Source organism: Paraburkholderia sp. MPAMCS5 (genome assembly GCF_036016995.1).
Taxonomy (GTDB): Bacteria; Pseudomonadota; Gammaproteobacteria; order Burkholderiales; family Burkholderiaceae; genus Paraburkholderia.
Map to the genome: position 1 here is coordinate 393,161 of NZ_JAYXBK010000002.1, position 18,285 is coordinate 411,445.

18 protein-coding genes and 2 tRNA genes are annotated in these 18,285 nt (G+C 63.1%); 10 read left to right on the forward strand and 10 right to left on the reverse strand.

The genetic code is table 11. From position 1 onward, the window contains the following. Positions 1-461 precede the first annotated feature (461 nt). The 3 genes from VOM14_RS05825 (at position 462) to VOM14_RS05835 (ending at position 2,758) form a co-directional block, all read left to right on the forward strand. The gene (locus tag VOM14_RS05825) at positions 462-869 is read left to right on the forward strand and encodes a hypothetical protein (protein ID WP_327627787.1); all 408 of its coding nucleotides are present in this window, start codon (positions 462-464) and stop codon (positions 867-869) included. Positions 870-1,583: 714 nt separating this feature from the next. Beyond that, on the forward strand, positions 1,584-2,627 hold the full coding sequence (locus VOM14_RS05830) for a hypothetical protein (RefSeq protein ID WP_327627788.1): 1,044 nt from the start codon (positions 1,584-1,586) through the stop codon (positions 2,625-2,627). Next, entirely contained in the window at positions 2,624-2,758 is a 135-nt protein-coding gene (locus VOM14_RS05835; protein WP_327627789.1) for a hypothetical protein, read from the forward strand. Before VOM14_RS05830 ends, VOM14_RS05835 begins: the two co-directional genes overlap by 4 nt. 69 nt (positions 2,759-2,827) lie before the next feature. Here VOM14_RS05835 and VOM14_RS05840 read toward each other — a convergent pair whose 3' ends face one another. From VOM14_RS05840 to hemN, 3 genes are all read right to left on the reverse strand, one after another. Beyond that, a complete protein-coding gene (locus VOM14_RS05840; protein WP_327627790.1) occupies positions 2,828-4,045 on the reverse strand; it encodes a tyrosine-type recombinase/integrase in 1,218 nt (405 codons plus the stop codon). Between the two features lie 201 nt (positions 4,046-4,246). Continuing rightward, positions 4,247-4,331, reverse strand: a tRNA-Leu gene (locus VOM14_RS05845). A 106-nt stretch (positions 4,332-4,437) separates the two neighbouring features. Further along, positions 4,438-5,823, reverse strand: a complete 1,386-nt coding sequence (gene hemN, locus VOM14_RS05850; protein WP_327627791.1) for an oxygen-independent coproporphyrinogen III oxidase — start codon at positions 5,821-5,823, stop codon at positions 4,438-4,440. A gap of 214 nt (positions 5,824-6,037) precedes the next feature. Here hemN and VOM14_RS05855 point away from each other — a divergent pair, with 214 nt between their 5' ends. From VOM14_RS05855 to VOM14_RS05865, 3 genes are all read left to right on the forward strand, one after another. Then, complete coding sequence (locus VOM14_RS05855) at positions 6,038-6,385, forward strand: YkgJ family cysteine cluster protein (protein ID WP_327627792.1); 348 nt, start codon at positions 6,038-6,040, stop codon at positions 6,383-6,385. A 68-nt stretch (positions 6,386-6,453) separates the two neighbouring features. Continuing rightward, positions 6,454-7,044: a DUF1439 domain-containing protein gene (locus VOM14_RS05860; protein WP_327627793.1), complete on the forward strand. Its 591-nt coding sequence runs from the start codon at positions 6,454-6,456 to the stop codon at positions 7,042-7,044. A 93-nt stretch (positions 7,045-7,137) separates the two neighbouring features. Continuing rightward, positions 7,138-7,983, forward strand: coding sequence for an undecaprenyl-diphosphate phosphatase (locus tag VOM14_RS05865; RefSeq protein WP_327627794.1), 846 nt, complete (start codon positions 7,138-7,140; stop codon positions 7,981-7,983). Between the two features lie 114 nt (positions 7,984-8,097). Here the strand turns inward: VOM14_RS05865 and trmB are convergent, their stop codons facing one another. Beyond that, complete coding sequence (gene trmB, locus VOM14_RS05870) at positions 8,098-8,886, reverse strand: tRNA (guanosine(46)-N7)-methyltransferase TrmB (RefSeq protein WP_327627795.1); 789 nt, start codon at positions 8,884-8,886, stop codon at positions 8,098-8,100. 172 nt (positions 8,887-9,058) lie between these two features. Between trmB and VOM14_RS05875 the strand changes: the two genes are divergently transcribed. Beyond that, the gene (locus VOM14_RS05875; RefSeq protein WP_327627796.1) at positions 9,059-9,397 is read left to right on the forward strand and encodes a hypothetical protein; all 339 of its coding nucleotides are present in this window, start codon (positions 9,059-9,061) and stop codon (positions 9,395-9,397) included. A gap of 119 nt (positions 9,398-9,516) precedes the next feature. On the opposite strand, the gene VOM14_RS05880 is transcribed toward VOM14_RS05875, so the two are convergent. The 4 genes from VOM14_RS05880 to VOM14_RS05895 all read right to left on the reverse strand — a co-directional run bounded on the left by VOM14_RS05880 (position 9,517) and on the right by VOM14_RS05895 (position 11,801). Then, positions 9,517-9,590, reverse strand: a tRNA-Gly gene (locus tag VOM14_RS05880). A gap of 81 nt (positions 9,591-9,671) precedes the next feature. Next, positions 9,672-10,235 carry a YggT family protein gene (locus tag VOM14_RS05885; protein WP_327627797.1) on the reverse strand — a complete coding sequence of 188 codons (564 nt, stop codon included), beginning with the start codon at positions 10,233-10,235 and terminating at the stop codon, positions 9,672-9,674. 238 nt (positions 10,236-10,473) lie between these two features. Then, positions 10,474-10,794 (reverse strand): EthD family reductase, encoded by a 321-nt coding sequence (locus VOM14_RS05890; RefSeq protein ID WP_327627798.1) that lies wholly within the window; start codon positions 10,792-10,794, stop codon positions 10,474-10,476. Between the two features lie 77 nt (positions 10,795-10,871). Further along, positions 10,872-11,801, reverse strand: coding sequence for a Rossmann-like and DUF2520 domain-containing protein (locus tag VOM14_RS05895; protein ID WP_327627799.1), 930 nt, complete (start codon positions 11,799-11,801; stop codon positions 10,872-10,874). 775 nt (positions 11,802-12,576) lie between these two features. On the opposite strand from VOM14_RS05895, the gene VOM14_RS05900 reads away from it, so the two are divergent. Both VOM14_RS05900 and VOM14_RS05905 read left to right on the forward strand, forming a co-directional pair. Further along, positions 12,577-12,876 carry a hypothetical protein gene (locus VOM14_RS05900; protein WP_327627800.1) on the forward strand — a complete coding sequence of 100 codons (300 nt, stop codon included), beginning with the start codon at positions 12,577-12,579 and terminating at the stop codon, positions 12,874-12,876. Positions 12,877-13,075: 199 nt separating this feature from the next. After that, positions 13,076-14,050, forward strand: coding sequence for a threo-3-hydroxy-L-aspartate ammonia-lyase (locus VOM14_RS05905; RefSeq protein WP_327627801.1), 975 nt, complete (start codon positions 13,076-13,078; stop codon positions 14,048-14,050). 62 nt (positions 14,051-14,112) lie between these two features. On the opposite strand, the gene VOM14_RS05910 is transcribed toward VOM14_RS05905, so the two are convergent. Together VOM14_RS05910 and VOM14_RS05915 are read right to left on the reverse strand one after the other, a co-directional pair. Next, positions 14,113-14,808: a LysE family translocator gene (locus VOM14_RS05910; RefSeq protein ID WP_327627802.1), complete on the reverse strand. Its 696-nt coding sequence runs from the start codon at positions 14,806-14,808 to the stop codon at positions 14,113-14,115. A 49-nt stretch (positions 14,809-14,857) separates the two neighbouring features. After that, on the reverse strand, positions 14,858-16,426 hold the full coding sequence (locus VOM14_RS05915; protein ID WP_327627803.1) for a UbiD family decarboxylase: 1,569 nt from the start codon (positions 16,424-16,426) through the stop codon (positions 14,858-14,860). 601 nt (positions 16,427-17,027) lie between these two features. Here VOM14_RS05915 and VOM14_RS05920 point away from each other — a divergent pair. After that, a complete protein-coding gene (locus VOM14_RS05920) occupies positions 17,028-18,197 on the forward strand; it encodes a lytic transglycosylase domain-containing protein (RefSeq protein ID WP_327627804.1) in 1,170 nt (389 codons plus the stop codon). The last annotated feature ends 88 nt before the right edge of the window (positions 18,198-18,285 follow it).

Genomic DNA, 18,285 nt, shown 5'->3' on the forward strand with positions numbered 1-18,285 from the left:
GCGGGCGACGTGCGGGAGACGCGCGGAGCTGGTGGCGAAGATCGAGGCGCGGGCCGGTTTGGAGGGCTGACCGGACAGCTACCGCGATGACAGGCTAATCAGCGCCATTCGCGGCCCGCTGTCGGACCTGATACCAGCCTCTTCACCGCTTTCAATGAGCGGCGGCTGGCGGCGCGTTCTGAGACCGTAGCGAGGGCCGCGCTAGGTGGGTGTGGCGCGGCGAGGGGTTTTGATGGCCAATGAGCGGTACTTCGCCAAAACATAGGCAAAAACACACCTAAACCGGCCGAGAGGTATGTGTGGCGGTATTTCGGCCAAATTCATGGCCTTTCCAAATTTGACACCCGTAAAAAGGAAGGTGGGGCCGGGCGCATATCGCATAACGGGGAAAGAATGGACTGGAGGTTTGCGCAGCCGGACGCAATAATCGCCATCCGACAATAACTTCGAATGAGATGATGATGAAACGTTTCGCACTGCTCGCCTTGCCGCCCCTGCTCGCCGCGTGCGCTACGCCCGCCGGCCAGCTCACCGACGCAGACTTCAAGTGGGAACAAGCCACCGTATCAGCCACACCCGCGCAGGTGTTTCGCGGCGTGATGGAGCGCGCGCGGCGCTGTGGCTCGTTTGGCAAGGGCATCCCTGACGGGCAGTTCTATCCGGATATCAGCGAGCAGACGATCGATCTCTATCTCGTAGGCGCCATGTTTCAGGCGAGAAATGATCATGTGCTCGGCCGTGTGGTGATCGCCGCGGCTGGCGATGGCGCGACGCGCGTTCGTGCGGGCGTTCAGCCTTACTACACCAGATCGGTGACAGGCGCTGATCTCGTGCGCCTCGCCACCGATCCGGCGAGCCCCTGCAGTTAGAACAGATCCAGCTGGTCGGCCGTGCTGCGCGGCACCTGAGTACTCCCATTTCCAGCGCGCAGGCTCCGGCCCGCTCACGCACCACGCGGCGCAGGCGCTCAATCTCGCCGTCGACGAGGCGCGGCGCCAGTACCGGCGATTGCTGCCCCTTGTGCTCGAGGCAGTGATCGGGTGTATCGAAGAAACTTCACCTTCGTCGGTCGGCATGTGCGCCACCTTTGCGCGATCGGCGTCCGTGATCACCGGTTCGCCGGCAGGGTTTGCCGCGGCGAGCTCGATCTCGTTGTCGATCGCCACGCGCAGGCTCTGCGTTCCCGTGTATTCCCACTTCTCGCCGAACGCCCACTGAAAACCTTCCGGCTCGCCCTTCGCTAGATCCGCGCCGTTGTGTCGAACCGGTTAGCCTCGATATGATCCAGACGCGCGCTCTCTGCGGCGAGCTCGCCCTTGAGTTGGGTGTCCTTTGATCTCCCTGCGCCGAGCCTCACAAATTAAAAGGCGGCTAGACATCGCCGAGGAGCTTCCTCCTATCCTCGGCCATGCAGCCATCGGCAGCCGTGCGTAGGAGCCCAACGAGCAGACGCAGGTCCCGGCAATGCTGGCAGCGCGGCGCGATCGTGCACGAGACGATACAATCAACAAGGTAGCCGCTGCCAGCACGATTGACGGGCCTTCCCAATATCTCGCCTGCTCAGCCGGGCTGCAAGGGACAGCATGGACACGTCCACAAAATCCGGTTCATCCGGGCTTTACCTCGCCAACGCGAACAGCGGCAAGCCTTACCTTGGCGATCCGCAAGTGATTGGCGGTCTCACCCGCCAGCTTGTCGGTGCGTCCGCAACCCGCGTCCGAGAAGTTGCCAGCGGCACGCTCGGGCGCGCCGCCGCCATCGCGGCAGATAAGGCGGCGGTCCTCGATCTCGCCGATATCCTCGCCGGCAAGAACGCGAACTATGAAACGGCTGGCGACTGGAACCCACATGGGCTCGCCTCCTTTGTGCGCCGGATCCTCGCTGCGCATCTTCACAAACCCGCAGCAGACGATGATGTTGACGCCATTCGGCAGGCGGTCGCGATTCTCCTGCGCGATGTTTACAAGCATATGGGCCAGTTCGCGCCAACCGCTGATACAGCAGACATTGTCTATACGCTTGAGGCGGTGGCGGGCGATTTCACTGAGTTTTTCCTTGGACTGCCCAGGGACGACGATGTGGGTGAGGCGCTGCTTGAGCCGATGACTCGAGAGCGGGAGCCTGTGACAGCGAAGCCGCCTCTCACCTCGGTCGACGTGGTGAGCGAGCTAATCCGGGCCGCGTTCGCGAAAGCGATCGCGCGTCGTGGCGATTACTTCGCGGGCAATGCGCCTGAAGCGGCGGCGCAGGACGTGGCTGACATGCGCGCACTGGGCGAGCTGCTAGAGGGCAAGGGTGATGTGGCCGATGAGTACACGGTGCAGCTGTGGAACAGCGTCGAGCAGATGGGCGAGTACCTGAAAGAGGCGTACGGCCTGCAAAGCGCAGACCATGCGGCTTTTACGGTGCTGCTCGCCTATCTCGGCGAGGTTTACAAGGTGATCGACGGTGCGGAGAAACGGGGGCTAGATGATTTTCGATGGATGATCGACGGCGTAATCGAGATGGCGACGTTTGCCGTGCTGGGCCTGCCGTGGGAAACCGACGACGAGGCGGTCAGCGACGAGAAGTATCCGCGCGAGCCGCCAGCCTATCCGTTCGATCCGGAAGAGGGCGACGAGCAATGAAAACCGCCGCCATCGTCGCACTGTGCCTGACACTGCAAGGCTGCGTCGGATTCGCGCACAACTACATCGCCAAGCATCCGGACGGTATGAGCGCGCTCGTGCCCGACTGCTGCTGCGGCGAGAGTTCCTAGTAAGAGCGGCCGCCGCTACCTCCCGCATCAGTATCGGCCGGGAAGGTCTGAATCCTGTGGATAGCAGCCTCAGCCGGCGGCCGCCCCGATCGGAATTATCTGTGCTCCGGCTTTGAGCTGGGCCAGGTAGTCGCCCCACTTTTGCATCATGGTCCGACGCTCCTTGATGAACTTGGTACGGTTATAAGCCGAACCGAGGTTATCCGGCACCGTGTGCGCAAGCTGATGCTCGATCACTTCTGGCTTTTGCTCCAGCTCCTCGTGCAGGATCGTGCGCGCCATCGCCCGGAAGCCATGGCCGGTTATCTCTGTACGGGTGTCGTAGCCGAGACGTCGGAGCGCGGCATTGATCGCCGCTTCGCTCATCGGACGCAATGCCGAACGGGCACCGGGAAAGACATAGCACCCCTTGCCGGTCAGCGCGTGCAGTTCTCGCAGGATCGCCACCGCCTGAGTTGCCAGCGGCACCAAGTGCTCGGTCTTCGTCTTCGTGACCAGATAACGCCACTCGCCCTTGTCCAGGTCAATCTGCGTCCACTCTGCCTTACGCAGCTCGCCCGGCCGCACAAATAGCATCGGCGCAAGCTTGAGCGCACAGTGAACCGGGAAGGTGCCGGAGAATCCGTCAAATGCCCGGAGCATTTCCGCGACCCTGGCAGGCTCGGTAATGGATGCAAAGTGCGTGGTGACCGCTGCCGGAATAGCCCCAGTCAGGTCTTTGGCCGGGTCTGCCTTGCAATACCCCTCCTTGATGCCATAGCGGAATACCCGGCTGATCTCGCTGCGGAGCCGATGGGCGGTAAAGCGCGCGCCGCGTGCATCCACCCGCTTGAGCGCCGTCAGAATCTCCGGCGCGTCAATTTCGGTAATGGGCCGCTTGCCGAGCCAAGGGAAGGCGTCGGCCTTGAAGCGCGCCAGCGTCTTGGAGTATTGAGCCGGTTCGACAGACGAGCGGCGTTCTTCCATCCACGCCAGGGCGACGGCTTCGAACGAGTTGGTGGCCGCCAGCTTTGCGCCGCGCTTGTCCGCCTTCTTGGCCTCGCTCGGGTCGATGGCGGCCGCCAGCTTCTCGCGCGCGCCATCGCGCCGTTTGCGGGCTTCGACAAGCGACACATCCGGATAGACGCCGAGCGCGAGACTCTTTTCCTTGCCGCCAATCCGGTATTTGAAGATCCAGCGCTTGCCTCCCGCAGGCGTGACCAGCAGCAGCAGGCCTCCGGCATCATAGAGTTTTTGCTGGGTTTCGGTGGGCTTGGCTGTACGGATTTTCAGGTCGGTGAGAGCCATGCAGGTTCCTGTGCGGAGGGTCCGGTACGGGGGTTGTTTTCGAGTCGCGAGCGGGCGATGTGGCAGGCAACCCCCACAGCAACCCCCAGATAGGGGTTGTTTCCTGTTGGAAAGGTTTGTGGGATTTTGCAACAAAAAACCCCGCGGAGCCAAGTCCGGCGGGGTTTAATTGCGAACGCTTGTGAGCGTTGGGAGAGTTCTTGGTGCCCAGGGCCGGAATCGAACCGGCACGCCTTGCGGCGGGGGATTTTGAGTCCCCTGCGTCTACCAATTTCACCACCTGGGCAGATCTTGCGGCACGCGCGCGAGAAGCTGGCGCGCGGCGAAGACGGAGATTATGGCCGAAAATCCGGCGACGGGCAAGCCGCTTGCAGCCGCCCTCGGCAACGCCGTCAAACCGTGCGCGAAAATCGTTCGAGCGTTTGCTGGCCGAGATAGCGGTCGAACACCATCGCGATGTTGCGCACAAGCATGCGCCCGGCCATCTGCACTTCGAGCTTGCGATGGCTCAGCGACACAAGGCCGTCCCGCTCGAAGCCGCGCAGGTGCTCCAGTTCGGGCTCGAACGTATCGGCGAAACGGATGCCGTACATGGCTTCGAATTCGTCGAAGCGCAACTCCAGATTGCACATCAACTCGGTGATGATGTCGCGGCGCAGACGGTCGTCGGCGCTGAGCCGCACGCCGCGTGTGATCGCGAGCCGGCCGGCGTCAATGGCCGCGCCATACGCGTGCAGATCTTTCGCGTTTTGTGCGTAGAGGTCGCCGACCTTGCCGATCGACGATGCGCCAAAGCCGATCAGATCGCATTCCGCGCGCGTGCTGTAGCCCTGAAAATTGCGATGCAAGGTGCGCTGCGCCTGCGCGCGCGCCAGTTCGTCGGTGGGCAGCGCGAAGTGATCCATGCCGATGTAGACATAGCCCGCCGCCGTCAGACGCTCGACCACGCGTTGCAGAATCGCGAGCCGCACCGTGGGAGAAGGCAGCGCGGCCGCGTCCATCTGACGCTGCATCTTGAAGAGCTGCGGCATGTGCGCGTACGCGAACACCGAGAGACGGTCGGGCGCAAGTTCGATCATCGTGTCGAGCGTGCGGCTGAAGCTCTCCACCGTTTGATGCGGCAGCCCGTAAATCAGATCGACGCCGATCGAGTGAAAGCCCGCGTGCCGCGCGGCCTGCATGACGGACGCGGTCATGTCGAGCGGCTGAATCCGGTTGATGGCCTGCTGCACGAGCGGATCGAAATCCTGCACGCCGAGACTCAGGCGATTGAAGCCCTGCTTGCGCAGATGCGCGATGGTCTCCGGCGACGCCTCGCGCGGATCGACTTCGATCGAATATTCGGCGGCGGCATCGGGCAACAAGGTGAAGTGCTCGCGAGCCGCGCTCATCAACTCGGCCAGTTCATCGTTCGACATGAACGTGGGCGTGCCGCCGCCCAGATGCAATTGCGACACCGGGCGGCGCGCGTCGAAACACGCGGCCTGCAAGGCCATTTCGCGCTTGAGCTGGTCGAGGTAGGGGCGTGCATGCGCGCGATTTTTTGTCGCGATCTTGTTGCAGCCGCAGTAGAAGCACACCGTGTCGCAGAACGGAATGTGGAAGTACAACGAGAGGTCCGCAACGGATGCGCCGGGGTCGGCGGCAGCGCGCAGATAATCGTTGCTGTCGAAGTCGTCGCGGAACTGAAGGGCCGTTGGGTAGGACGTATACCGTGGGCCGTTCGCGCTGTATTTGGCGAGCAGGTCGGGGCGAAACAGCGAATGTGCGGTGGTCATGAGAGGCTCGTGTCTGACGGCCGCCGTGTCAGAGGCGCGAGCGCGCACGCTTCACAATATGGCCGGAACGGCGCGGGCGCCTCTTTTGCGTGGCCTTGAGGTTCAGCCGAGTTTACGTGAGCCGCCGGGCGCCCGATTGTGTAAAAAGGTCGCACGCGATGCGGTGGCACAATGCGGGTCTGGCGCTTTCGCGCCTTTCTTCGAGTTCAGGAAAATGGTTGTGAGTGATGTGACGAATCGTCCGGTGAAGCGCGAGGTGAAAGGCGCGGCTGCATTCAATATCGCCGATCATGCGTGCCGCCCCGATTGCGGCGCCTGTTGTATCGCGCCGTCGATTTCGAGTGCGATTCCTGGCATGCCGAACGGCAAACCGGCAGGCGTGCGCTGTGTGCAACTCGGCGACGACCTGCGCTGCGCGATCTTCGGTCAGCCCGAGCGGCCGGCCTGTTGCTCGGGGCTGCAACCGCAGGCGGACATGTGCGGATCGAATCGGCACGAAGCGCTCGTGTGGCTCACGCAACTGGAAGCGCAGACCCGGCCGCACGCGGTCGGGCGTTCGTGACGTCAGGCGCGAAAAGCACGGAACATGAGCCTGGACCCGAATAACAAACACGTATCTGGAGTTTCCGTATGACTCGACTCGCTGCGCCCGCACGGCGCCGCTTCCTGCTCGCCGCGCTGACCGGTTGCGGCGCGCTGGGTATCGTCTCGCTGACGGCCTGCGCCACGCCGACATTTCCGTTCATCCCGTCGCATTACACGTTCTCACAGCAGCAGGTCCAGGAGGCCGTGCAGCGGAAATTTCCGTATCAGCGCACGGTTTCGCAAGTATTCGATGTCGCGCTGGCGCATCCGGTGGTCGGTTTCCTGCCGGACGCCAACCGCGTCTCGGTGAAGCTCGACGCGCACCTCGAAAGCCCGTTCATGCCGCAGCCGGTGGACGGCGTGTTCACGCTGTCGAGCGAACTCGCGTACGACGCCGCCAGCCGATCCGTCGTGCTGAAATCGCCGAATGTGGTCAACGTCAGCGTGAGCGGGCAGGCGCAAGCCTATACGCAACAGATCAACGCAGCCGCCGCCGTGCTCGCCACGCAGTTGCTGACTAACTATCCGATCTACACATTCAAGCCCGAGCAACTGCAATTTGCCGGAGTGAATTACGAACCCGGTACAATCACCATCCTTACAAACGGCATACGTGTGCAGATCGTCGAGAAATGACGCTGCGCGCGGCCGGCGGGGCCGCGCGCAGCGTCACAGCGTTATCGTGCCGGTCCTGTTCCTTCCGACAATCTATAGCGAAGAGGGGCATGGATGGACTGGTTATTGGCTTGCAAGGCGCTGGTTCTGGGCGTCGTCGAGGGCTTGACGGAATTTTTGCCGGTGTCTAGCACGGGGCATCTGATCGTCGCGGGCACGCTGCTCAATTTCACCGACGAACATGCGAAGACCTTCGACGTCGTGATTCAGCTCGGCGCGATTCTCGCCGTGTGCTGGGAGTTTCGCCGGCGCATCGGCAGCGTGGTCGCGGGCTTGCCGAGCCGGCCGGAGGCGCGGCGCTTCACGCTCAATGTGATCATCGCGACCATTCCCGCGGTCGTGCTCGGACTGTCGTTCGAAAAAGCCATCAAGGCCGCGCTCTTTTCGCCGGTGCCGGTGGCGTTCGCGCTGGTGGTGGGCGGCGTCGTGATCTTATGGGCCGAGGCGCGGCATCGTGGGCAGGGCGGGCAGGACAAAGAGGTCGCGCGCGTGCATCACGTGGACGACATGAGCGCGATGGACGCGCTCAAAGTCGGTCTCGCTCAATGTTTCGCGCTGTTTCCCGGCACGTCGCGCTCGGGCTCGACGATCATCGGCGGGATGCTGTTCGGGCTCGACCGGCGCGTGGCCACGGAGTTTTCCTTTTTCCTCGCCATCCCGATCATGTTCGGCGCGACCGCCTACGAGATGTACAAGGACTGGCACTCGTTATCCGTCGACGCGCTCGGCGTCTTCGCGTTGGGCTTCGTGGCGGCGTTTGTCAGCGCGTTTTTCTGCGTGCGCTGGCTGCTTCGCTATATCGCCGCGCACGATTTCACGGCGTTCGCCTGGTATCGGATCGGCTTCGGATTGCTGATTCTGCTGGTCGGCTACAGCGGCGCGCTGAGCTGGACCGATTGAGTCTTATCGCGCGCTTTGCGCGGCCATGAAAAAAGGTCCGCCAGTGACGCTGGCGGACCTTTTCGCTTGATGCAGCCTTGTTATAGGCGGCCGAAGTTCGGGCCGCGCACGCTGTCAGGCGGCGTCGCGTTTGCGGAACACGAGATCCCACACGCCATGACCGAGGCGCAAACCGCGTCGCTCGAACTTCGTTACCGGACGATACTCCGGGCGCGGCGCATAGCCGTCCGCCGTGTTGTGCAGCGTCGGCTCGGCGCTCAGCACCTCGAGCATCTGCTCGGCGTAGTTCTGCCAGTCGGTCGCGCAATGCAGATAGGCGCCGGGTTTGAGACGCGATGCGAGCAGCGCGACGAACTTCGGCTGAATCAGGCGGCGTTTGTGATGACGCGCCTTGTGCCACGGATCGGGAAAGAAGATGTGCACGCCGTCGAGGCTGTCGGGCGCGATCATCTGTTCGAGCACTTCAACGGCGTCGTGCTGGATGATGCGGATGTTCGCCAGCGCCTGTTCGCCCATCAGCTTCAGCAAGGCGCCGACGCCCGGCTCGTGCACTTCGACGCCGAGGAAATCGTCGCCGGGACGGTGCGCGGCGATCTCCGCCGTCGTTGCGCCCATGCCGAAGCCGATTTCCAGCACGCGCGGCGCTTCACGGCCGAACACGCTGTTCCAGTCGCGCTGCTGCGGCGCGAACGGCACGACGAAGCGCGGGCCGAATTCGTCCATGGCGCGGCGCTGGCCGGTCGAGACGCGGCCCGCGCGCGTGACGAAGCTGCGGATACGGCGACGATGCAAAGCTGCGTCGGAAGGTGCGGTTTCGGTTTCTGGTCCGGTGTCGGGTGCGGTTTCGGCTGCTGGCGTCGGGAGTTCGTCGGGCAAGCCGGCGTCGTTTGGATCGTGGATCATGGTCGATGCTGCTACAAGGGTGAAGGCTTCGCGACAGGCGCGGCGCGCGGCGTGTGCTGGCGCCTCGTCGCAACTCGCGGCCCGGGCCGCGCTTTGGGCGTGCCGGTTGCGGGGACGCGCGTCGCCGTAAGTTGCCGCGCCGGCCAGCCGTCGCTATAAAAAAGCCGCCTTCGTGGAGGCGGCTCGTACTTGGATTCCGCTGAAGGCTCAGCAGGAAGGTGGAGCGGGCGTTGCAAGTGCGCGTAAGGTAGCACAACGCAAATGGGTGCGTCCAGACAGGGCGCGGGTTCGTGAACACCGCACGCGGCCATTGCGGCCACCGTTGACATTGCATTCGAACGATTTGCAGTGGCCGATGGCGCGGGCGTCGGGCGGCGCGGTGAATCTGCGCAATCCGAAGTCCGGCGCGCGCGGGCTTTTTCAATTGCTGCCTGCGCAATATGCGTTGAATCCGAATGGAATCGAATTATCCGGACATGCGGTGGATGATTTCCGCAGTGGTATTCGATAGGCGCCTGGCCATTATCACCATGCCGCGTCCGCGCGTTTGGCGTGGGAGGCGAATGACTGGATTTGAAGCTTTCGGGAGATTTGCCGCTGGGGATTGGCTGAGATACAACCAGAAAATTCTGGAGCGGGCGATGGGAATCGAACCCACGGCTCTAGCTTGGGAAGCTAGGGTATTACCATTATACGACGCCCGCAGAGCGCGCTATTTTACTCGCGAAAAGGCAGCGAACGCAAATTGCGCTGCTGCCTTTTCTTGTGTCGCATCAAATCGAAAGTCAGATGACGAAGTAAGTCAGTTGCACGGCCGCGCGCGTGACCACCATCAGCAGCACCTGCACGATCACGAACAAAAGGATCGGCGAAAGATCGATGCCGCCGAGATGCGGGACGACACGCCGCAGCGGATTCAGAAACGGCGCGGTTAGTTGATACAGAATCGGCATGGCCGGCGAACGCGGATTGAGCCACGACAACAGCGCCATCAAAATCGTCATCCAGATGATCAGATTCAGCGCCCACTTGACCACGGTCAGCACGGCGACGATCAGCAGCGTCGGCAACAGCGTGAGCGGATCGGCGCCCGTGAGCACCACCATCAGCACGACATAAACAATCGACGCGATCAGCGCCGCGACAAGGCTCGCCCAGTCGATGTTGCGCGTGCTCGGCAGAATGTGCCGCAGCGGCAGCACGATCCAGTTGGTGGCCTGCAGCACCGCGTTCGTGACCGGGTTGTACGGCGGCATGCGCACGACCTGCAGCCAGGCGCGCAGCAGCAACGCCGCGCCGAACAGGGTGAATACGGTATTGAGCAGAAAACGGGCGATATCGCCAAACATCTCGTGTCCTTATGCTTCTGATGACGGCCGTTGACCGGCCTGGGCGCTGGCGCTGTCCGTTTGGCGCGCCGGCGTTTCGTTAGCTTGCACGCGCGTCAGGTTGCCGTGTGTGCGCCCGCGTGCATTGCACAGTGGCTGAGGCAACGCGGCGTGAGTCCGGCTTCACGCCCATTCTGACTTGCCGGCTTGCCGACGGGCGGGCGCCGCGCGCCGCGAAAGCTGTCTCAGCCGCGCGGCGTTACACCGAAATCTTGATCTCGCTGATCAGAATCGCGCCGTTGCCGCCGTCGGTGTAATTCGGAATGTCGGCGAGAAGGCGCTCGGACGCCGGCTTGAAGACCTTGTAGAAGTCGTCCGCGCTATCGAACAGGAAGTGGCCCGCGGCCACGTACGGCGGCGGCGTGCCCGGCGGCCCCGCGTTGATGCCCACGTCGACGGACCAGCCCTTCAGCAACGGCCCGAACAATTCGGCCGCAAGCGGCATGTGCGTGGCGCAGTAATAGTCCACGTCGAAGTGGCCGTTTTCCCGGTACGGATAGAGGATGCTGACCTTGATCATTGTGTGTTCTCGTCGGTTGGTCTTAAAGCGCGGCGCCGGCGGATGGCGCGCGGCGCCGGACGTCACATTATCACGGCTTACTTGACGCTTGCACCTGCCGCGGCCTGATTCAGCGAGCGGCTCAACGATTCTTCGACCACTTCGGCGATGTCGCCGATCGCCGCCGGTGGCGTGACGCGGCGCTGCGCGAGCGCGACCGCGCGTCGCGACATCAAGCCGTAGAGCGCCGCGTGGTCGCCGCCCAAGCCCTCGAGTAGCGCCAGCTGTTTCTGCACGACGCCCGTGTCGCCGCGCGAGACAGGACCGGCGAGCGCGTTGGGCAAACCCTTGTCGCGAGCGGTTTCGATGGTGCCCGCGAGCATCGGCAGCAGCGCGCGGAGCGCGTCGTCCTCGGCGAAACCGAGCGTGCGCCACAGTGCGACGCATTCGGCCAGGCTGCACAGCGCGAAGCTCGCGGCATAGTGCGCGGACGCGTGGTACAGCATGCGGCCGCCCGGCGGGATCGACAGCGGGTGGCAGCGCAGCGCCACGGCGAGCGCCGTCAGCGTGTCCTTCAGCGCGCCGTCGGCCTCGATCGTCACCGAACAGCCGGCGATGCGTTCGAGATCCGCCGCCTCGCCGCCGAACAGGTACAGCGGATGAAATCCGCCGATCGCCGCGCCCTGACTGCGCGCGGGCGCGAGCAGTTCGACCGGCGACGCGCCACTGCAATGCACAAGCGCCTTGGCCGACACTTCGCGCGGCTCGAACCGCAATGTGTGCGCTGTCGTACCGATGCTGTCGTCGGGAACGGCTAAAAAGACGACATCGGCGGCGTCGACGACCTGTTGCGGGGCGTCATATCCCGCGCATCCGGGAATTTGAGCGGCGAGCCGGGCGGCGGAAGCCGGCGTGCGGCTTGCCACGGCCGTCACCGGGTAGCCGGCGCGCGAAAAGGCGAGCGCGAGGCAGCGCGCCAGCCGGCCGGCACCGATGAAGCCGACGCGCGGCAAATGAGACTGGGACATGTCGAGGTGCTCCAGACGAGGCGTGAACGGAAAAGCAGCAGTATCGCGCATCGGCTGGAGCGCGGACACGCGGCGCGGCGGTCGTCAGATGAGTCCGCCAGCGATATGGCGCTCGCAGTCCGTCATGGCGCCCCGTTCGCCCCGCAGGCTTGAAAACTGCTCACAATTTCCGCATGACTGATTTGGACGTGGCTGTTTATAGGTACTCGCTTCGCAATTTTCGCAATCGGATTCGGGGAGGTAACGATGAACGTCTTTTCTTACCGGAAGCACTTGCGGTTTCTGACGCACGCCCAACGCCGTCGCTGGTGGGATCAAAAAAAGCGCCTGAGTCCACGGGTCCGGATCAGCGGCGCATACGTGCCGCCCAATGTGTCCCGCGAATTTGCGTATGTGAAAGTCGGCTGAGTCGATCGCTCTTCTGACAGAGAATGCCCGGCCTCGCGCCGGGCATTTTTATTGGGCGTTGCGCGGCGCCATCGGCGTGGAAACTAATTTGTAATCAAACATTACCGACGCGATGCCCGTCGAAGCGGCATCGGTCAATTCCGCCATTCCACTCGCCGGTTTCGGTCCGCGCAGTTCCTTGATTCCTAACAAACTTGACAGTCCCGCGAAGGCGCCGTGCGACGGTCCGCGCCGCCTCGCCTTCCCATAAATTGCAATTTGCAACAAATGCGAACAGCGTCACGAGGCCTTTTTGGATAAATTGATTTCGTAGCATGCAAGGCATGCGAAGTCGGCGACCTTCACTGGGCCGCGCCAGGAGAACAAAGTGAAAAAGATAGTTCCGTTTGTCGTTGCTGCCGCACTCGGCGTGGGGCTTGCCTCTGCCGCGCAGGCGCATGTTTCGGTGGGTATCGGTATCGGGGTGCCGATCGCGCCCGCTTATCCGGTCTATGCTGCGCCGCCGCCGGTGTACTATGCGCCGCCGCCGGTCGTGTACGCGCCGCCGCCGGTGGTCTACGGGCCGCCGCCGGTTGTGGTCGGCGGCTACTACGGTTATGGCCGCCCGTATTATCGCCACGGCTACTATCGCGGCTATGGTTACGGGCACGGCTACTATCGCCGCTAACTGAATTGCATGGCCCGGTTTAGCGCTTCGGGCAGCCAAAAGGAATAACAGCGTAACGCGGGCTTGATCGCTGGGTTACGCTGTTTTTTTGCAGCATCGGTTGACTATCGGTTGACTATCGGTGGCCTGTTTATCGCCGTTCCAAAGCCATGGCGAAGCTGGGAGAATGGCTACTTCACCGCTCCCAGGAATTCCGTCAATGCTGCCCGCACAGTCACTTCCCTCTCCCACTTACGATGACGTACTCGACGCCGCCGCGCGCCTCGAAGGGGTCGCCCATCGTACGCCGGTATTGAGTTCGAGCACGTTCAACGAGCGCACCGGAGCGTCGGTATTTTTCAAGTGCGAAAACTTCCAGCGGATGGGCGCCTTCAAGTTTCGCGGCGCCTACAACGCGATCTCGCATTTCGACGCGGAGCAACGCAAGGCCGGCGTACTGACCTATTCGTCGGGCAATCATGCGCAGGCCATCGCGCTGTCGGCGCGCCTTGCCGGCATCCGCGCGACGATCATCATGCCGCACGACGCCCCCGCGGCTAAAGTCGCCGCCACCAAAGGTTATGGCGGCGAAGTCATCACTTACGACCGCTACCGGGAAAACCGCGAGGAGATCGGCCGCCGGCTCGCCGAGGAGCGCGGCATGACCTTGATTCCGCCTTACGACCATCCACATGTGATCGCGGGGCAGGGCACCGCGGTGAAGGAGTTGATCGACGAAACCGGGCCGCTCGACATGTTGTTCGTGTGCCTCGGCGGCGGCGGGCTGATTAGCGGAAGCGCTTTGTCGGCGGCGGCATTGAGCCCGACGTGCAGCGTGATCGGCATCGAGCCGCAAGCGGGCAATGATGGCCAGCAATCGCTCGCGCGCGGCGAAATCGTGCATATCGACACGCCGCGCACTATCGCCGACGGCGCCGCCTCCACGCATCTCGGCGACTACACGTTCGCGATCATTCGCAAACTGGTGGCGCAAATCGAAACCGTCACCGACGAGCAGTTGATCGAAACCATGCGCTTTTTCGCCCAGCGCATGAAGATCGTGGTCGAACCGACCGGTTGCCTCGCCGCGGCAGCCGTGCTGAACGGCGTGTTGCCCGTGAAGGGCAAGCGCGTGGGCGTGGTGGTGAGCGGCGGTAACGTCGATCTCGAGAAACTCGCTCAGTACCTCGCCTGATCTACTCGAAGATAAGCCCGTTGACGGCCCGCCCACGCGGGCCGTTATTCCTGGTCTTTTTTTCAGCTCGCCATTTGTGCAGCCGACGCGCGTTGCGCGGTTTGCAGAATCAGATCGTGGTAGCCGTTCACGATCACGCTATACGAGAAATAGGCGAACAGCAGCGCGGACAGCACATGGCAGGCGCGCAGCAAACCGCTGCCGGCGCGCTTGCGGCCGTGGCTGCCGAGCCCGCAGATAAAGATCGTCCAGCAAAGGCCGCCGAGAAAAAAACCGCCAAGGAACACCGGTGCAGTCGTGACGCTCGTGGCGCCGGCCTTCGCGATCAATGCGCCGCCCACCGCGGCGAACCACAGAATCGCCGACGGCGACGACACCGCGAGCAGCACGCCGCGTAGAAAGCCGCGCCATGGCGAAAGATGCGGCGCATTGGCGTTGGCCTCACCGGCGACCGGCGGCGCCAAGGCCGGGAAGATCGCTTCGCGGGCCATCTTCCACGTGAGAAACAGCAGGATCGCGCCGCCGCCGATCCACACCACCCAGCGCACCGATTCGAACTGGAGCAGCGCGGCCATGCCGGCGAGCGCGAGCGCCGCGTAAATCAGATCGCCGACACACGACCCCAGGCCAAGCCAGAAGCCCGGTTTGAAACCGTGCGACAGCGCGAGCGAAATCATCGCGACGTTGACGAGCCCGATGTCGAGGCACAGCGACAAGGACAGGAAAAAACCGTCCGACATCATCGAAAAGGCATGCATGCGCGCAACCGCTCCCGGAATCTGTTTTTTTGACTGCGGCTTGACGCGCTCAGAGGCCCAGCTCGTTCCACAAACCGTCGATTCGCTGCTTGACGGCCGCGTCCATCTCGATCGGGCGGCCCCATTCGCGATCGGTTTCGCCGGGCCATTTGTTCGTCGCGTCGAGCCCCATCTTGGAGCCGAGTCCGGCGACCGGCGACGCGAAGTCGAGATAGTCGATCGGAGTGCGATCCACCAGCACCGTATCGCGCGCCGGATCGATGCGAGTGGTAATGGCCCAGATCACTTCTTTCCAGTCGCGGATATTCACGTCTTCGTCCACCACGACGATGAACTTCGTGTACATGAACTGCCGCAAGAAGCTCCAGACGCCGAACATCACGCGCTTCGCGTGGCCGGGGTAGCTCTTCTTCATCTGCACGATGGCCATGCGGTAGCTGCATCCTTCGGGCGGCAGATAGAAGTCGGTGATTTCGGTGAACTGCTTCTGCAGCAGCGGCACGAACACTTCGTTCAGCGCGACGCCGAGCACGGCGGGTTCGTCGGGCGGTTTGCCTGTGTAGGTGGAGTGATAGATCGCGTCGCGGCGCATAGTGATGCGCTCGACGGTGAAGACGGGGAACCACTCCTGTTCGTTGTAGTAGCCGGTGTGATCGCCGTATGGGCCTTCGAGTGCGTGCTCGTAGGCGGCGGACGCGCCCTTGGCGGGCCGCGGCGGCGCGCCGGCGGGAGCGGGCGAGGGCGCGCCTTCCTGCGGATAGATGAAGCCTTCCAGCACGATCTCCGCGCGCGCGGGCACCTGCAAGCCATCGACGCCCGGCGTGAGGCATCGTGCGAGTTCAGTGCGGCCGCCACGCAGCAGGCCGGCGAACTGATATTCGGAAAGCGTGTCGGGTACCGGCGTGACCGCGCCGAGGATGGTTGCCGGGTCCGCGCCCAGCACGACCGCCACCGGATACGGCTGACCCGGATTTTTCAGCGCGAACTCGCGGAAATCCAGCGCGCCGCCGCGATGCGCGAGCCAGCGCATGATGAGCTTGTTGCGTCCGATCAATTGCTGGCGGTAGATGCCGAGATTTTGTCGGCTCTTCTTTGGGCCTTTCGTGACGGTCAGACCCCACGTGATCAGCGGCCCGGCGTCGCCTGGCCAGCAGGTCTGAATGGGCAGCTTTTCGAGGTCGACATCACTGCCTTCCCAGACGATTTCCTGGCAGGGCGGCGCGCTGACGGTTTTCGGCGCCATGTCCCACACGGCCTTGGCCAGCGAAAGCAGTTTTCCCGCGTCCTTCAGCCCTTTGGGCGGCTCGGGTTCCTTCAACGCGGACAGTAAGCGGCCGACGTCGCGCAGCGATTCCAGCGCGGCGCTGTCGCCTTGTTCCGCGTCGGCGTCGATACCCATGCCGAGCGCCACCCGGCGCGGCGTGCCGAACAGGTTGCCGAGCACCGGGAACGCATGCCGTTCCTGGTTCTCAAACAGCAAAGCCGGGCCGCCCGCGTGCAGCACACGGTCGCACAGCTCGGTCATTTCCAGGATCGGCGAGACCTTTTGCGGGATACGGCGCAGTTCTCCGGTCGTTTCGAGACGGCCGACGAAGTCGCGCAAATCTTTGTATTTCATCTGTTGCGATTCAGTGCCGCGAGCGGCAGAAAGGGAAGGCGCGACGGTGTTCGAGGCGCCCGAAAAGATTGTCGATTTTACCTGCGTTGGCTAGCGCACGTAGATCGGCCGAATGGCATAGGAAAGGAAGAGCAGGCGAAATTGCCGTCAAGGCGCTTGGTACGGCGTTTTGACCCGTCTGAGTTGGCCTCCTTATTACAATTAGTTATACTTTTGACTATTTGTAGTGTTGACGATCTATAAAACAGTGCCCTAGAATCCGTCCACATTGGTTGCAGGGCGCTAACCTTTTTACCACCGCCCCAAGTTCATCAGACGCAACGCGTCACCGCTTACCGAATTCCTGCACGGTACCGTCGGTCTTATTGATGTCCTCACCAGCGCTAACTGTCGCTGGTTTTTCGCGTGGGAGCCACCGCCCGCATGTTTTGGCATGCCGCGGACCGCTTTTCGGACGGCTCCCCACAAACGGTATTTGCCGTTTTCCCGACGTCGCTGCTGCCCTAACCAGACAGAGCGCGCGATGTCTTGACTCTGCGAATGTGTGTTACCGCCTATTTGTCAGGCGAAATTCGCGGATCATGCAACATGGGAGATCTGAATGAACGCCTGGTTATCGTGGCGTCCCGACGAACGTATCGCGCAGATCATGCGCGGCGTAGTGCGTCGCGGGACGCGAATGAGTCATCACCTATTCAGCATCGTCGGTGGCGTTGCGGTTGTGCTCGCACTCGCACTGTGGCTCATGCCAACCTGGCGCGGCACCCTCGCGGCCAAGCTGATGCCGGTCCTGTCCGCCGCCGTGCAAGCCGGCCCCGCGCGGCTGCTGCAAGGCAACCCGCTGCCCGCTTTCGGGCCGCCGGGACACAACGTTTCAGACGAAACGCTGTCCTCGAATTCGAACGGTGCGGATGCTGCAAATAGCGTCAACTACGCTCCCGTGACCGTCACCAACACCAGCTACGACGGCGCGTTCGACGGCACCGGCTCGTCCGGCATGGGCATCGCGGCGCTGAACGGTCTCGACCCGCGCACCATGCAAAGTGTGGCCGCACTGGCCCGCCTGATTCCGGCCCAGCGCGTTTCCGCCGACGCACGCGACGACCGCGTGCTGGTTTCGTCGCGTGAACAGAATCTGGTCGCTTCCTACCTGGCGCGTCGCTACCGCGTCGCGCAGGAGCCGGTCGGCGAGCTGGTGAAGGCCGCGTTCGATACTGGCCGCGAAGTCGGTCTCGACCCGCTGCTGTTGCTGTCGGTGATGGCGATCGAATCCGGTTTCAACCCGTACGCCGAGAGCGGCGTGGGCGCTCAAGGCCTGATGCAGGTGATGTCCAAGGTGCATTCGGACAAATTCCAGTATTTCGGCGGCGAAAGCGCGGCGCTCGAACCGGTCGCGAACATCAAGGTGGGCGCGCTCGTTCTGAAGGATTGCATCGCGCGCGGCGGTTCGCTGCCGGGCGGCTTGCGCCTGTATGTGGGCTCGACCTCGCAGGACGACGGCGGCTACGGCGCCAAGGTCATGGCCGAGCGCGGTCGTCTGCGTGACGTGGCGCGTGGCCGCAAGGTGCCGATCAATGCGCCCCAGGCTCCCGTGATCACGGCATCGAACAATGCGTCGGCTGCCGCGAACAACAAGCGCGTGCAGGTTACGCTCGAAGGAAGCCATCCGCTGAGCGCCTCGACGCCCGTCAAGGCACCGGCGTCGGAACAGGACGACGCGAGCGCCAATGCGCCTAAGCACGTGGCGTCGAATTCGGAGTTGGGCGCCTGAATCGCCTGGCCGACTTCAACCTGATGGTCTGAGCCGAGCGTGGCCGCCAGAAAAAAAGGACACCCACAAGGGTGTCCTTTTTTACGTC